Source organism: Cohaesibacter sp. CAU 1516, assembly GCF_005771485.1.
GTDB classification, from domain to species: Bacteria; Pseudomonadota; Alphaproteobacteria; order Rhizobiales; family Cohaesibacteraceae; genus Cohaesibacter; species Cohaesibacter intestini.
Map to the genome: position 1 here is coordinate 128,759 of NZ_VANT01000002.1, position 15,354 is coordinate 144,112.

The 15,354-nt window shown below is 56.6% G+C and carries 12 protein-coding genes and 1 pseudogene; 5 read left to right on the plus strand and 8 right to left on the minus strand.

Features of this window, described 5'->3' with window-relative positions; genetic code table 11:
- Nucleotides 1-159 precede the first annotated feature (159 nt).
- From FDK21_RS07505 to FDK21_RS07525, 5 genes are all read left to right on the plus strand, one after another.
- Complete coding sequence (locus FDK21_RS07505; RefSeq protein WP_114008658.1) at nt 160-1,482, plus strand: aspartate aminotransferase family protein; 1,323 nt, start codon at nt 160-162, stop codon at nt 1,480-1,482.
- Nucleotides 1,479-2,279 carry a 3-keto-5-aminohexanoate cleavage protein gene (locus tag FDK21_RS07510; protein ID WP_210238706.1) on the plus strand — a complete coding sequence of 267 codons (801 nt, stop codon included), beginning with the start codon at nt 1,479-1,481 and terminating at the stop codon, nt 2,277-2,279. The genes FDK21_RS07505 and FDK21_RS07510 overlap by 4 nt, the downstream gene beginning before the upstream one ends.
- A 164-nt stretch (nt 2,280-2,443) precedes the next feature.
- Nucleotides 2,444-5,236, plus strand: coding sequence for an EAL domain-containing protein (locus FDK21_RS07515; RefSeq protein WP_138148050.1), 2,793 nt, complete (start codon nt 2,444-2,446; stop codon nt 5,234-5,236).
- A 244-nt stretch (nt 5,237-5,480) separates the two neighbouring features.
- On the plus strand, nt 5,481-6,401 hold the full coding sequence (locus FDK21_RS07520) for an MBL fold metallo-hydrolase (protein WP_138148051.1): 921 nt from the start codon (nt 5,481-5,483) through the stop codon (nt 6,399-6,401).
- Between the two features lie 3 nt (nt 6,402-6,404).
- A complete protein-coding gene (locus FDK21_RS07525; protein WP_138148052.1) occupies nt 6,405-7,370 on the plus strand; it encodes an MBL fold metallo-hydrolase in 966 nt (321 codons plus the stop codon).
- A 52-nt stretch (nt 7,371-7,422) separates the two neighbouring features.
- On the opposite strand, the gene FDK21_RS07530 is transcribed toward FDK21_RS07525, so the two are convergent.
- From FDK21_RS07530 to soxB, 8 genes and pseudogenes are all read right to left on the minus strand, one after another.
- Nucleotides 7,423-8,502: a YeeE/YedE family protein gene (locus FDK21_RS07530; RefSeq protein ID WP_114008421.1), complete on the minus strand. Its 1,080-nt coding sequence runs from the start codon at nt 8,500-8,502 to the stop codon at nt 7,423-7,425.
- A gap of 143 nt (nt 8,503-8,645) precedes the next feature.
- Nucleotides 8,646-9,101: a DUF302 domain-containing protein gene (locus FDK21_RS07535; protein ID WP_114008420.1), complete on the minus strand. Its 456-nt coding sequence runs from the start codon at nt 9,099-9,101 to the stop codon at nt 8,646-8,648.
- A gap of 75 nt (nt 9,102-9,176) precedes the next feature.
- Nucleotides 9,177-10,445 carry an NAD(P)/FAD-dependent oxidoreductase gene (locus FDK21_RS07540; RefSeq protein WP_138148053.1) on the minus strand — a complete coding sequence of 423 codons (1,269 nt, stop codon included), beginning with the start codon at nt 10,443-10,445 and terminating at the stop codon, nt 9,177-9,179.
- Nucleotides 10,446-10,472: 27 nt separating this feature from the next.
- Complete coding sequence (locus FDK21_RS07545) at nt 10,473-11,198, minus strand: c-type cytochrome (protein ID WP_210238707.1); 726 nt, start codon at nt 11,196-11,198, stop codon at nt 10,473-10,475.
- A 7-nt stretch (nt 11,199-11,205) separates the two neighbouring features.
- Nucleotides 11,206-11,613 carry a cytochrome c family protein gene (locus FDK21_RS20920; protein WP_348639244.1) on the minus strand — a complete coding sequence of 136 codons (408 nt, stop codon included), beginning with the start codon at nt 11,611-11,613 and terminating at the stop codon, nt 11,206-11,208.
- A 15-nt stretch (nt 11,614-11,628) separates the two neighbouring features.
- A pseudogene (locus tag FDK21_RS20925) lies at nt 11,629-12,291 on the minus strand (cytochrome c); the annotation flags it as partial.
- Between the two features lie 7 nt (nt 12,292-12,298).
- Nucleotides 12,299-13,567: a sulfite dehydrogenase gene (gene soxC, locus FDK21_RS07555; protein WP_138148054.1), complete on the minus strand. Its 1,269-nt coding sequence runs from the start codon at nt 13,565-13,567 to the stop codon at nt 12,299-12,301.
- Between the two features lie 47 nt (nt 13,568-13,614).
- Complete coding sequence (gene soxB, locus FDK21_RS07560) at nt 13,615-15,312, minus strand: thiosulfohydrolase SoxB (RefSeq protein ID WP_138148055.1); 1,698 nt, start codon at nt 15,310-15,312, stop codon at nt 13,615-13,617.
- Between the last annotated feature and the right edge of the window lie 42 nt (nt 15,313-15,354).

Sequence of the window (15,354 nt, forward strand, 5' to 3'; positions counted from 1 at the left end):
CCTGCATTCAGGCAATGATCTATTCACTAAAATTTCAATTGTGCCCCACAAAGTCAACACTTGAAACATATGTTTCTTTTATCTATATTCTCAATTCAGAATCTCTCGCTTAATGTGCGATTGCATCCAGAAAACAACCAGTTTCAGGCATTTGAAAACATGTCTCATATGTTTCCCCGTCATACCAAAGCCGTTCTCCCCACGATTGCCAGAGGAGAGGGCGTCTATTTGTTCGACACCGAAGGAAAGCGCTATCTCGACGGTTCGGGTGGCGCTGCCGTCTCCTGTCTGGGCCATAGTGATCCGGATGTGATCTCCGCCATTGCCGAACAGATCCACACCATCCCGTTCGCCCATACCGGTTTCTTCACGTCTGCCCCCGCAGAAAAGTTGGCGGACAAGCTGATTGCCCACGCGCCCGGCGCCCTCAACCGTGTTTATCTGGTGTCGGGTGGTTCGGAAGCCGTGGAGGCCGCCATCAAGCTTGCCCGCCAATATTTCCTCGAAATCGGCCAACCTCAGCGCCACCGCATCATTGCCCGCCGTCAGAGCTATCATGGCAACACCCTTGGTGCCCTGTCTGCCGGTGGCAATCTGTGGCGCCGCGAGCCCTTTGCACCGCTGATGATCGAGACCAGCCACATCGCCCCTTGCTATGAATATCGTGACCGCAGGGTTGATGAGAGCGCCTTTGACTATGGCCAGCGTGTCGCAAACGAGTTGGAAGCCGAAATCCTGCGGGTCGGAGCAGACAAGGTGATGGCCTTCATCGCCGAGCCTGTGGTCGGTGCCACCGCCGGTGCCTTGCCTCCGGTCGAGGGATATTACAAGCGCATCCGCGAAATCTGCGACCAATATGGCATCTTGTTGATTCTCGACGAGGTCATGTGTGGCATGGGCCGCACCGGCACCCTGTTTGCTTGCGAGCAGGACGGCATCGCACCTGACATTCTGACCATCGCCAAAGGCTTGGGCGCTGGTTATCAGCCGATCGGCGCTGCCCTTTGCACCCAGACCATTTATGACGCAATTGAAAGCGGCACAGGCTTCTTCCAGCATGGTCATACCTATATGGGCCACCCAACCGCCGCAGCCGCCGCGTTGGCCGTGGTCACCAAATTGACTGACGGTGGTCTGGCCGAGCGCAGCCGGATGATGGGTGAAAAGCTCAAAGCCGCCCTGATCGAAGCCTTTGGCCAGCACGCCCATGTCGGCGACATTCGCGGTCGCGGCCTGTTCATCGGCATCGAGATTGTCGAGAACCGGGAAACAAAAAGCCCGTTTGCCCCGGCCAAAACAATTGCCAAGCGTCTGAAGGCGGAAACCTTCGAGGCTGGCCTCATCTGCTATCCGATGAGCGGCACCATTGATGGCGGCAATGGGGATCATATTCTCCTCGCCCCGCCTTTCATCATTGATGACAGCCATATCGAGGAATTGGTCGGGAAAATCCGCATCGCTTTCGACAAGGTTCTGCCATGACCCTCTCTTCCATTCAGAATCTGCCCACAATCATGGTCGCGCCCAATGGAGCCCGCCGCACCAAGGCCGACCATCCAGCGCTTCCCATCACCATCACCGAAGTGGTGGCCACCGCAAAGGCCTGCCAAGAGGCCGGCGCAGACGGTTTGCACGCCCATGTCCGCGATGCAGAAGGCCGCCATGTGCTCGACAGTGGCCTCTACAAGGAACTGTTGGCGGAACTGGCCCATGAGACCCCGGATCTCTATGTCCAGATCACCACCGAGGCAGTCGGCATCTACAACCCGGAGCAACAACGGGCACTGGTCCGGTCGGTTCAACCCAAAGCGGTGTCCATTTCCATCCGCGAAATGTTGAGCGACGGCGACAATCGGGACATCCTTCGCTTCTATCACGACCAGTGGCACGCTAGCTCCGGCATCCAGCATATCCTCTATGGCACCGACGACATTGCCCTTCTGCAGGACCTCTGCCAGCGAGGCATCGTCCCCAAAGATGATCTGAAATTGTTGTTTGTGTTGGGGCGTTACACGGCAGGACAGGTGTCTAGCCCGGACGACTTGCTGCCCTTCCTCGAGGCACAAAAAGCGCTCGACCAGACATGCGGCGCGCCATCGGACTGGGCCTGCTGCGCCTTTGGACAGGCCGAAACCGATTGCCTCGCCCGAGCGGTGGCAAAGGGCGGCAAGGTGCGGATCGGGTTTGAAAACAATCTCCATCACAGCGACGGCAGCCTGGCACGCGACAATGCCGACCGGGTGGCCCATTTGCGCGCCGCTTTGGCGCATCCGGCCTAAAGGCCCCGCCAGACGAGGGCCCCGGTGGACCGATCCCACGGCCCACCATTAACCCCTTGTTTGCCATAGCGCACAATTGTGACCAACAATCCGCCAGCCAAAAGACTTGAGCAAGATTTACCACCTAGACTTGCCGAAAAGCTCAAGTCGACATCTGGCGCATCATGAAAAAAGTCACCTTCAGTCGTATCCTCATTCTGGTCGTCATCTTTGTAGGCTGCTCCTTCGCTGCCAATTCAGGCTTGCTGTACTATCTCAGTCAATTTCTCGCCGAAAAACGCATGATGCTCGACAAGCAGCCCACGAGCGGGGCCATCGTGCTATTGGAAATCGACAACAAGAGCCTGACCGCCATCGGCTTGTGGCCCTGGAAGCGCTCTATCTACGGCCAGATTGTCGAAAAAGCCTTTGCCTCAGGTGCGGAGGAAATCGCCTTCGATATCGACTTCAGCGCCTCCTCCTCGGAAAAAGAGGACCGGGAGTTCCAACAGGCTCTGGAAAATGCATCTGGCCCCGTCACACTGGCCATTTTCCAGCAGAACAGTATCTCCAACAATCGTGAAGCGACCCTACAAACCAACCGTCCCATTTCGCGCCTTGAAGACAATGCCTGGCTCGCCACCGTCAATGTGCTGGCGGACCCGGACGGCGTGATCCGCCATTTCCCCTTCGCGCAGGAAATTGACGGCGAGTATGTCCCCTCCTTGACCAGCGTGCTTGGCGGCGTTCAGCATGTCATCCCCTCAACCTTTCTGGTCGATTATGGCATAGACCCCGACACCATCCCGACCTATTCGGTGATTGATCTGCTGGAGGGCAAGCTGCCGCAGGATGCCTTGCGTGGCAAGAAACTGCTGATCGGTGCAGGCGCGGCCGAGTTGCGTGATACCTTGACGGTGCCGATCTATGGCATGATTTCCGGACCCAAAATGCAGGTTCTGGCAGCCGAGAACATCCTTCAGGGCCGCAGTCTGGGCTATGCACCGAAAAGCTGGACCGTCGGCCTGACAGTCCTGTTGCTCGGCATCAGCATACTTGTCAATATTCGACGCTCCTGGAACACCTACTCCAAGATTGGTGTCCTCACCGTGCTGTCCCTTGGCATCGAAGCGCTTGGCGCTTGGATCTATTTCAACCAACCTCTGATTCTGCGCACTGGGCTGCCTCAGACGCAATTGGCCCTGTCCGCAGCAGCTCTGGTATTGTTTGAAATCCGGTTCAAGGATCTCATGCTGACTCTGTCAAAGCGCCGCGCCGACAGCATTTCACGCCTGCTACAGACCATCGTCACCGACAGCTTTTCGGGCATCCTGATTGTCGACCAGGCAGGCTATATCCGGGAGATCAGCCAGCAAGCCGAAGCCAGCTTCAAGGCGCTGGGCCATGACATTGATCGCAACACCACCATTGAGAAACAACTGCCCACCATCTTCCAGAACCTGATCAAGGATTGCCTGCAAAATCCCGATCTTTATGACCACGACCAGACTTTGAAAACCCTGTTGGTCAATCAGGGCGATGAGACCCGCTATTATGAGTACTCTCTCACTCCGTCGCGGATCACCGCCGAAACGGATGGAACCCATGAGCGTATTCAAGTGGCAACCATGCTGTTTCACGATGTCACCGCCACCAAACAGGAGCAAATGCGACTGGCCTATCTGGCGGATCATGACCAACTGACAGACTTGCTCAACAAGCCCGGTTTTTGCAACGAGCTCGACGAGCGTATGATTTCCATCATCGAGCAGGATGCCTTGATCTTTGCTTGCCAATGCCCACAGATTGACAAGGTCACCCAGTCACTCGGTGCAGAATATTCCGACCTCCTGATGCGCCATATGGGCGAACGGTTTGCGCAACTCGACGCCTTCGATCTGGTCGGCTGCTCGGAACAGAAAGAGTTTCTGATCGCCAAGGTCGGTGCAACTGAACGGGATCTTGTTGCTCTGTCCGATGTCATTTTCGAGTGTCTGGACCAACCTTTCGATGTGCGCGGTCACCGCATCATTGCCAGCTGCCATGTCGGCGTTGCGGACTTCGAGCAGAGCGGCCTGCTGGCAGAAGAAGTCGCCAACGCCGCCATTGTTGCCCTCTATCGCTCCAAGGAAACCGGCGACCGGCAGCTATTCTACACCGCGGAGCTTGCCGCCGATGTTGTCCACCGCCGGCTTCTTGAACGCGAAATCATCGACGCAACGGATCGCAAGGAATTTGAACTGCATTATCAGCCTCAGGTTAAACTGAAGTTAGAAGACGTGGTTGGTTGTGAGGCTTTGATCCGCTGGCGGCACCGAGAACTGGGCGTGGTCCGTCCGGACCTGTTCATCCCGATTGTCGAAGAAACCGGCATGATCGTCGAGCTTGGCCGCTGGATTCTCGAACAGGCCTGCAAGGATGCGATGACATGGCCCAAACCGATCACGGTGGCGGTCAATATTTCACCGGTCCAATTCATCCGCTCGGATATCCGCGCCGACATCCAGCACGCACTGACGATCTCGGGCCTGCCGAAGGAAAGGCTCCATATCGAAATCACCGAATCCCTCTTCATTGCCGACCCCGAACCAGTGATCGAAACCCTCAATGCCATCCGCGCCGACGGCATCAAAATCGCCCTTGATGACTTTGGAACCGGTTATTCCTCCCTGAGCTACATTCACCGGTTCCCCCTCGACAAGCTCAAGATCGACCGTGCTTTCGTCAAGGATCTTCCCCACTCCACCGATTCGATGGCCGTCATCAATGCAGTCACTGCCCTTGCTGATGGCCTTGGCATGGATGTCATTGCCGAAGGCATGGAAACGGCAGAACAGGCGGAAGTCCTGAAGATTGCGCGATGCAACATCGGTCAGGGATATTATTTCGGCAAGCCAATGTCACAGACCGATTTCACGGCCTATCTGAATGAAAGCAACCGGTCCGAAGGCTCCCCCGGCCTCAAAAAATCCGCCTGAAAGGCAGATACCTCCCTTTTGCGACCTTTGATGACTGGATTTGCGGCCATATTCTGCGCATAATATATCATAATATTGCAATATGTTTGATTATTGCTTGCAAGAGTGACTGAGGCACCGCCATGCAACAGGAGATTGGCGAGAACCCGAGCAAAATCAGGCAGACAAAGCAACAGACCGAACAACCCATCAACAGCGGGAGGAGAAACACTCCCACTTGATGGATAGCGGCACAGGGGGAGACATGACCACAAGACGCGAATTTCTGAAAGGCAGTGCAGCCATGATGGCTGCCATGGCCTTGACGCCACCCAGCATTGCTTGGGCAAAAAACAGCCTGACGCTGGGCAAAAAGCAGATTGATACGATCCATGACGGCACGCTTGTCCTGCCGGGCAGCTTCATTTTCGCGCCAATGCCGAAGGATGAGCTGGCCCCGATCCTCACGCAATATCATCTCACAAGTGACAGGCTTGAACCCGAATGCAACATGACCCTCGTGCGTGATGGTGAGAAGGTGATCCTGTTTGACGTTGGCTCCGGGCCCAATTTCCAACCGACCGCCGGCAAGGCCCTTGAGGCTCTGGAAGCCCTAGATCTCAGCGTTGAGGACGTCACCCATATTGTCTTCACCCATGCCCATCCAGATCATCTCTGGGGCTTGCTCGACGATTTCGATGACCCCCTCTTCCCCAACGCCACCCATATGATTGGCAAAGCGGAATGGGATTACTGGATGGATCCCAACACCGTCAACACCATCGGCACGGCCAGAACCGCCTTTGCCGTCGGCGCTCAACGTCGCCTTGAAGTGATCGAAGATGCGATCACCTTCTTCAAGGATGGCGAGGAAATCCTGCCCGGCATTGCGGCCCGCGCCAGCATCGGCCACACACCCGGCCACATGTCGTTCGAGATCCGTGATGGCAGCGAAAGCCTGATGATCATCGGCGACGCCATAGGCAACCACCATGTCGCCTTCGAGAAACCCGACTGGGCCTCCGGCTCCGATCAGGACCAGCCAAAAGCCGCCAAAACCCGCCTTGGTCTGCTCGACCAGATTGCCAGCGAGAATATGCGGCTGATCGGCTTCCATTTGCCCGATGGTGGCATGGGCCATGCCGAGAAACATGATGGCGGCTTCCGCTTCATACCGGAGGTTTGAGCCATGAACAGACGCATCCCTTCCACCCTCGCTGCGGGCCTTCTGCTGCTTGGCCTCAACACTTCGTTGATGGCCAGTGAAGACATTGCCGATCAATATCCCGGCTCAGTGCTATATTCAAAACCGGTTGAGTTCATCCCCAATGTCTATTCCGCCATCGGGGCCACAGCGCCACCGACCTATGAGAATAGCGGCCACAACAACAATCTTTCCTTCATCATCACCGGCGATGGTGTGGTGGTGATCAATAGCGGCGGCGCCTATAGTCTCGCCAAGGCATTGCATGAGGAAATCAAGGCGCTTACTGACCAGCCGGTGAAACTGGTCATTTGCGAAAATGGCCAAGGCCACGCCATGCTTGGCAACACCTACTGGGCTGAGCAAGGGGTAAAAATCATCGCCCACGAGGCAGCGGCTGACGAATTTGCTGACCGCGGCCCTCAAAGCCTCACCGCCATGCAAAAGCTCAACAAAGAAAAGGCCGAAGGCACAAAGTTGACCCCGCCGACCGAAACATTCACCGACGCCTATCTGGTCGAGATGGGCGATTACCGCATCGAAGCGCGCTATCTCGGCCCCGCTCATAGCCATGGCGACATCGTTGTTTGGCTGCCTGAGCAAAGCCTCGTTATTTCTGGTGACATGGCCTTCCATGAACGCATGCTGCCGCTGTTCGAAGACACCATGACCGCCGATTGGCTGGAAACATGGGACACCGCCTTTGAGGCCTTGAATGCCACCTATGTCATTCCCGGCCATGGCCACCCGACCAACATGGATCAGGTGCGGCGTTACACCAAGGGGTATCTGGAATATCTACGCGAGAAAATCCGCGAACATCTCGACAAGGATGGCACACTCGAAGACGCCTATTATGTTGATCAGTCGCCTTACAAGCATCTGGATACATTCGAAGAGTTGGCCAGAAAGAATGCCGGACGCGTCTATGAGCAGATGGAATTTGAATAGAGTTCAGACCGGAAACAACGTCTATCAGGCATCCCGGTCACGGGGTGCCTGATCACGCCCTGACGCGCGATTTGAACGGATGCTTCCCTTCAAGCAAGGCCATCGCAAGAAGCCCACCCATCCACATCGAGAAAACCGCCACCCAGGCTGTGATTGCAAAGATCGATCCGCCGGTCATCCCTGCTCCGACCGCACAGCCTCCGGCCAGCATCGCACCAAAGCCCATCAGAAAGGCCCCCAGCAGATAACGCTCCATTTTGACATCAGAGCCAAAGCGCTGAATTTCGAAGTCTCCGGTCACAAGGGACATCAGGGCCGCACCAATGAACACCCCCGGCACCAGACCAACCCCGAACCCCAAATCAAGCTCCGACTGATTGACGAAGGTCATCAAGGTGTCGGTCGACGGTCCGGTGAAGGTGACACTTTGCAAAGCGATCGGCTCGAATGACACTTGCGCAATCTGATAGGTGAAGCCCCAGCCAAGGGCAACCGCGAAGCCCACCAACAAGGCCCCGACAATATGACTCCAGCGCACCGACCGCTTGAGCGCCAGCCCCAGCGCAGCGATCATCACAACCAGAGTGATCAGGACAGCGCCTTTGGACGACAGACCGATGAGAGATAACAGGTTCCGCGCTTCCCCGCCATCAACCAGCCACCAGCCGCCGACCGCTTCCCGCACGGGCGACAACACCCCGCGCAACGAGGCCTGTGCCACCAACGTCAGCACCAGTCCCGTCACCAAAGCCCGCAAGTTGCCCGTGGCCGACAGAACCAGCAGCCGGCTTGCACAGCCACGCGACAGGATCATTCCCACCCCGAACAACACGCCGCCGACAATCGCTCCGGACATGCTGCCGACCGCTGACAATTGCCGTGATTGCGACGCATCAAGATACTCAAGCAGGATGGCAAGCTGAACAAACAGGACCGCTGCGGAAAACGCCAGCAACCAGATGGCCAGCTTCCCCCCCAGTTTGGCCTCTGCCGTCTCCACAATGGAGGCCCTCAGGCAAAAGCGCGAATGTTGCGCAGCGGCCCCGAACACCAACCCGACACAAAGCCCCGCCAGCATCATCACGCCGTCGTCGCCAAATTGTTCAATCAGGACTTCGATGAAGGCTTCCATATCAGCGTCCTTCCGATAGACGTCCTCCTCCAGCCGCCTCCTCACGCAAAGGCGGTTGAGACGGTCGAGCGCACAGGATATGCCGACCACACAACATCAACTTCTTCAAGTGATTGGCTTACCGGTCGTTCCGGCGGCCAATCTCACTCTTCAAGCGCTGCCTTGACGATATCATCCAGCAAGGCCTGCACTTCCTGCATCGGGCCTTCGGGCATGTTGCGATAGCCGATCATCACCTTGCCGTCCCGGTCGGCAACAAAGATGCCATAGGGACAATGGGCAATATTCATCGGATCCGCTTCCATCACCTTGCGCGACAGCACCGCCGAGCAGAACAGAAACACATCAGCCCCATCGAACAATTTCTTGTCACTGCCCACATCAGCCGCCGTGCGGGCCAGCATCTCGCCGGTATGGCTCACATAGTCAATCACCAGCCCCTTGTCGACAATCGCGCTTTCCACCGCAAAGGTCGCATCGTCAAATGAACCTTCGAACGGATAAACCGTTGCCACCTTGGCCATGTGATCATCCGCCGCGGCAGCTTGGCCAAACAAGCCAACTGCCAGCATTGCACCAACCGCAATCCACTTTTTCATTCCGTCAGTCCTCCCGACCATCTTATGGTCCGGTGCGTCCCGTAACGCACCGGTCTTTGAATATTGGAATAGAGCCTAGCCAAACATGTCCTTGGTAATGCCCGCATACCAGCCTTCGGATTCCTTGAAATTCTGCGCCCGGACTGCCGAGCTCTCGCCCGTCTTGGAAATGAAGCCATCGACCTTGGCGATCTTCTCATCCGTTGCCTTGTAGGTCGCTCCGACCTTGACACCATCATCCGTGTCAATCAGTGACCAACAGGTGTTGGAGAATTTCGCCGGAAAGACCTTGGAGCCGGTCAGCGCACCGCGAATGGCCATCGCCGCCACCTTGGCCTGACTGTTGGCCGCAAAACCGGATTTGGGCATGTCGCCCTGTGCGGCGGCATCACCCAATATATGGACATCGCCGTCAATCTTCGATGACATATCCTTGGCATTGACCGGCGCCCAGTTGCCCTCGGTCACCCCGGCAATCTCGGCAATGCGTCCCGCTTTCATGGCCGGGATCACGTTGCAGACATCGACCTTGTTTTCCTCGCCATCAATGGTCAGCGTCATGCTATCGGGATTGACCGAAACCTTGTCGCCGCCAAAGTCCGGCCCGACCCAGTCGACCATCCCCTCATAATGAGTGTTCCAGCCTTCCTGAAACAGGGCCATCTTGGAGAATTTCGGCTTCGGATCGGCCACCAGAATTTTCGCGCTCGGATTCACCTGTTTGAGCAGATGGGCGACCATCGAAATCCGTTCATAGGGTCCGGGAGGGCAGCGATAGGGATTGGGTGGGGCGACCATGGCAAAAGTTCCGCCTTCAGGCATCGCCAGAATTTGCGCCCGCAACAGTTCGGTCTGCGACCCGGCCTTATAGGCATGGGGCATTTTGTTCTGGGCTGCCACACTCCAGCCCTCGACAGCCCCGTCCACAAAATCGATCCCCGGTGCAATCACCAGCTTGTCATAGGCAAGTTTTGAGCCCCCCGCCAGACTGACTGTCTTATTGGCGCGATCCACTTCAATGGCCCAGTCATGGATGACATTGACACCATAGGCGGCGGCCAGCGTGCCATAGGAATGACGGATCGAGGCAAGCTCCTTCACACCGCCGATCACCAGATTGGAGAAGAAACAGGTATAATAGTCCCGCGACGGTTCAACCAACGTGACATCCAGCGCCCCCTTGCTGTCCTTGGCCAGATAGCGCGCGGCCGTTGCCCCGCCAGCTCCGCCGCCAATCACTACCACACGGCCCTTCTTCTGGCCATTTGCCAGAACCGCAGGCGCCGCCAGCGTTCCTGCCGCAGCGGCCGCTGTGCCCAAAAAAGCACGTCTATTCAGTGTCATCGTATCTTCCTCCCACTTTTTCTCAGTTTATTCTGGTGTCAAATCTCCGAAATAGGCAGCCAAAGCTGCGATCTCATCATTGGACAAACGCCCTGCCACCATCTGCATCACCGGATGCACACGCAATTTTCGTTTGTAGGCATGCATGGCAATAACGAATTCCTCTTCAGGCCATGCCACGATGGACGGCACGCCCTCATCCGCCCCGCTTGTCTGATGGCAAGTGGTGCATTCGCTCGACAGATATTCCCCATAGTCTGGGTCCCCTTTGAGCACCAGAATGGCAGGGTCCAGATCATGGTTTCTATCAGATGCGGTGGGTGCAGCCTCGGGAATGTCGGCAGGATTGTCAGAGAAGATTCGCAAATAGGCAAGCAGAGCCGTGCGCTTCTCCTTGTCCTTGATTCCGGCAAAATTCATCCTTGTACCGGTCACCAAATTCTTCGGATTTTCAATATAGGCATCGAGATTGGCGGCCTTCCAGACCATCCCATCCTGCCCCTGCCGAATGATCGCCTTGGAATATTTAAAGCCTTCGATGCTGGCCGCCCGCCGCCCGAACAGCCCATTCAAGTGAGGGCCGACGCGATTTTTCGCGCCAGCCCCGATTGCATGACAAGCCATGCATTTCTTAAAAACCGTCTTGCCAGTCATCTCCAGCGCGGAAAGGTCCTTGGCGAACCCAACTCCAGACATACCAACCACGCCCCAAGCGCAGGCAACGACCAGCAGAAAGCATCTCGAAATGCTCATGATCTCCTCACTCCTGGAATGATTTGAGATACTCAATCACCGCCTTGATATCCTTGTCCTTCTTCAATCCGGCAAAGGCCATCTTGTTTTTCGGAATGAACTTTTTCGGTTTGGTCAGGTAGCCGGTCAGATTGGCCTCATCCCAAACAAAACCACCTTCTTCCTGCTTGGCTTTGAAGGCCTTGGAATATTTGAAATCATCAAGCGCAGCGATCTCGCGGCCGACAACACCGTTGAGTACAGGGCCAACCTTGTTTTGCGCCCCTTCGCCAACCTGATGGCAGGCTTTGCATTTCTTGAAGACCTTCTCGCCGTCTTTCACCAGTTCAGGGTCCAGTGCGCTGGCCTCGGAAGCAGCAGGTTGTTCCTCCGCCTTCATCTCTTCCGTTGGTGCCTCGGCTGAGGCCACTTTCATCTCTTTGGCCGCCTCTTCGGCTTCTTCAGCCTTTTTGGCTTCCTCGGCAGCTTTGGCGGCAGCGGTTTCCTCCGGCGTCACGTCAAGGATCGCGGCCCGTTTGGTGATTTTCACCGATGCCTTGCAATTGCTCATGCACGGCGTGGCAGAAAATTCCTTCAGCTCGCCATTTGCCCGGTCATCCATGAAGAAATTCTCTTCATTCTCGAGCGTCACCTCGTTGAAATTCTCATTGCTGAGGACAAAGTCCTCATCCACCACGTCATTCATGTTCAACAGATAGGCGGTGATCGCATAAACCTGATCCGGTTCCAGCGTCTGAGCCGCGCCAAACGGCATCGCCCGGTTGATGTAATCAAACACGGTGGAGGCATAGGGCCAGTAAGAGCCGATGGTCTTGACCGGTCGGGCGTCTTTCAGGGACCCATGGCCGCCGGACAAGACCGGCCAGCGATCCACCCCTTCACCAAAATCACCGTGGCAAGCCGCACAATTCTCGATGAACAATTCTTCTCCATCGAGCACACTGCCACTGCCCACCGGCAATCCCTTGCCGTCGGGTCGCACATCAATGTCCCAGGCCTTGACCTCATCGGGGGTTGCCGGGCGGCCAAGACCGAGTTTTTCCGCCTGTGCCGGAGCCAACATCAGCGGCGAGACAAGCAAGGCGGTCGCCATCAATCCTTTAAGAAATTTCGACATTTTCCGCTTGCCCCTCTTCATTGACGGCCCAGGTCTGGATGCCATTATTGTGGTAGATGGAATTGACGCCACGGAACTTCCGCAGCTGGTCTTTGGTCGGCTGGACATAGCCGGTGCTGTCATGGGCCCGGCTCTGCAGCAGAAGCGGTTTTCCGTCCCAGTCAAATTCGTAATAGAAGCGATGCATCGACTTATCGAGGCTCGGCCCGGAAATCCGCGCCTTGTGCCAGGTGATGCCCCCATCGATGGTCACATCAACCTGCGGGATCGTGCCCCGTCCTGACCAGGCAAGACCGGTGATGATGGTTGGCCCCTTGCCATGCTTGATCGGGGCTTGCGGGCTGGGATTGGTGATGACTGACTTGGCATCCATCTCCCAAGTGAAGCGCCGCGCCCGGCCATCTTCCAAAAGATCGGTATATTTCGAGGTTTCTTCGCGGTGATGCCAGGGCTTGTCGCCCACTTCGAGACGACGCAGCCACTTGACCCACATATTGCCTTCCCAGCCGGGCACCACCAAACGCACCGGATAGCCCTGCTCGGGACGCAACGCCTCGCCATTCATCTTGAAGGCGACGAGGCAATCATCCATCGCCTTTTCCATCGGAATGGAGCGGGTCATGGCGGCGGAATCCGCCCCTTCTGCCAGCAGCCATTTGCCAGCCGTCTTGACCCCCGCTTCTTCGAGCAGCAGCCGCAATGGCACGCCGGTATACATCACATTATGGATCATGCCATGGGTGAACTGACAACCATTGAGCTGCGCCCCGCGCCATTCCATGCCGGAATTGGCCGCGCATTCAAGGAAATAGACGTGATTCTCACGCGGGAACCGCATCAGATCTTCCATTGTGAAAACCAGCTCGCTATCGACCAGACCATTGATCATCAAGCGATGGTTGGACGGCTCAATCTCGGCCGCTCCCCCATGATGGCGCTCGAAAGCCAACCCGTTTGGCGTAATGATGCCATCCAGCTCATGCAAAGGCGTGAAATTGATCGATGAAATCGGATCCGCCGTCAGCCATTCCACGGTGCGGCGTTTCACATGGCTTTCGAATGGGGACGGGCTGCCATAGGGCGCCGCATCCACCGGTGCTCCGGATTCCGACATCCATGGCTGGACTTCCGTGATCACTTTCTCGCCGGCAGCCAAGGCTGCTCCGCCACTCAACGCGGCTCCGCCCGTTGCCACTGCCCCTTTCAGAAAGGCACGGCGGGACGGTTTTTTCCCTTTGAACAATACAGGCATAGAATCTATCCCTCCCTCATATGCAAAGCGCTGAAATGTCGAGCCGATCAGGCCCCGGTCACTTTCACGCTGGTATTTTCCGACACACTGACGGTGCCCTGTTTGCGAATATGGCTCTCGACGACATCCCAGATCTGCGGACCTTCGGTGCCCTCATTGACGCTGGCCCAACCAGCCACGACATAGGTTTTGGCCGGATCGATCTTTTCGCCGGTCTTCAGCAAGGTCAGATCAGTGATCCGCTCGCCCTGTTTCTTGGAAATATCAATGGCATAGCCAAGCCCGCCGGTGCGCACCATGTCACCCCCCTGCTGGTAATAGGGGTCCGGGTTGAACAGATTGTCGGCCACGTCTTCCAAAATCACATGGATGAATTCGCCGGTCATTTCCGTGCGATAGGCTTGCCCATAGGTCATTGAGGTGACATTCCAGATGTCTTCACGGGTAATATCCTGACCGGGCAGCAAGCTTGGCCCCCAGCGCACCCCGGGCGACATGGCAATATCTGCCTCGCGCTCGGACAACAGGGCCGCACAGATGAGGTCATCCCACGAGCCGTTGAAGTTGCCTCGGCGATAAAGCAAACTGTCCGTCTGCCCAATCACTTCGCCCATGGCCTCCTCATGCGGCGCTCGCACTTCGTCAATCAATTTGGTGATGGCCGGATCCGGCGCAATCACGTCAGAGAAGATCGGAATGAGCTTGTGGCGGATGCCCTTCATCGCCCCGTCGCGGACATCGAGATCGATCCGGCTGACAAATTTGCCGTTTGACCCGGACGCAATGATGAAGGTGTTGCCCACCTGCACCGGTTCAGGCAGCGCATCATGGGTATGGCCAGACAGGATCACATCGATACCGGTCACCATGGATGCCATCTTCTTGTCGACGTCAAAGCCGTTATGCGACAGGCAGACCACCAGCTCCGCCCCTTCAGCCCGCACTTCATCCACCATTTCCTGCATCCGTTCGTCGCGAATGCCGAAGCTATATTCGGGGAACATCCAGCCGGGATTGGCAATCGGCATGTAAGGGAAGGCCTGACCGATCACGGCCACCTTCACCCCGCCACGCTCAAAGAATTTGTAGGGCTTGAACAGCTCCGCCGGCTCATCCCATTCCGCATCAAAGATATTCTGCGCCAGCGCGGCAAAAGGCAGTCCCTCGACAATTTCATTGACCCGGTCGGACCCGAGGGTGAATTCCCAATGGAAGGTCATGGCGTCAGGCTTGAGGGCATTCATCACATCGACCATGTCCTGCCCCTGCGTGTGATAGCAGGTATAGGAGCCATGCCAGGTATCCCCACCATCGAGCAGCAGGGCCTCGGGGCGATCGGCACGGATGGCATTGATCACGGTGGCCATCCGGTCAAGTCCACCCACCTTGCCATAGCCCTTGCCAAGAGAGACAAAATCCTCATAGGTCAGCGCATACTGGGCTGGCGTGCCGTCGGCAACGCCATAGACCTTGCGAAAATCCGCACCGGTCAAATGCGGCACCTGCCCGCGATTCGATCCGACGCCCAAATTGATCTCCGGCTCACGGAAATAGATCGGCTTGAGCTGTGCGTGAATGTCCGTGACATGGATCAGCGACACATTGCCAAAGGTGTCAAATTCCAGCAATTGATCCTGCGTCAGGGCCTGCTGGGCCGCGACCCGCGACCAGCCACCAAAAGAGCTCAGACCATAAAGGGAGGCAGCAGCCATTCCCACCTGAAGAAAATCGCGTCGGGAAATCATCGAACATTCATCCTGATAAGTATTTTTCTACACATTCGCATA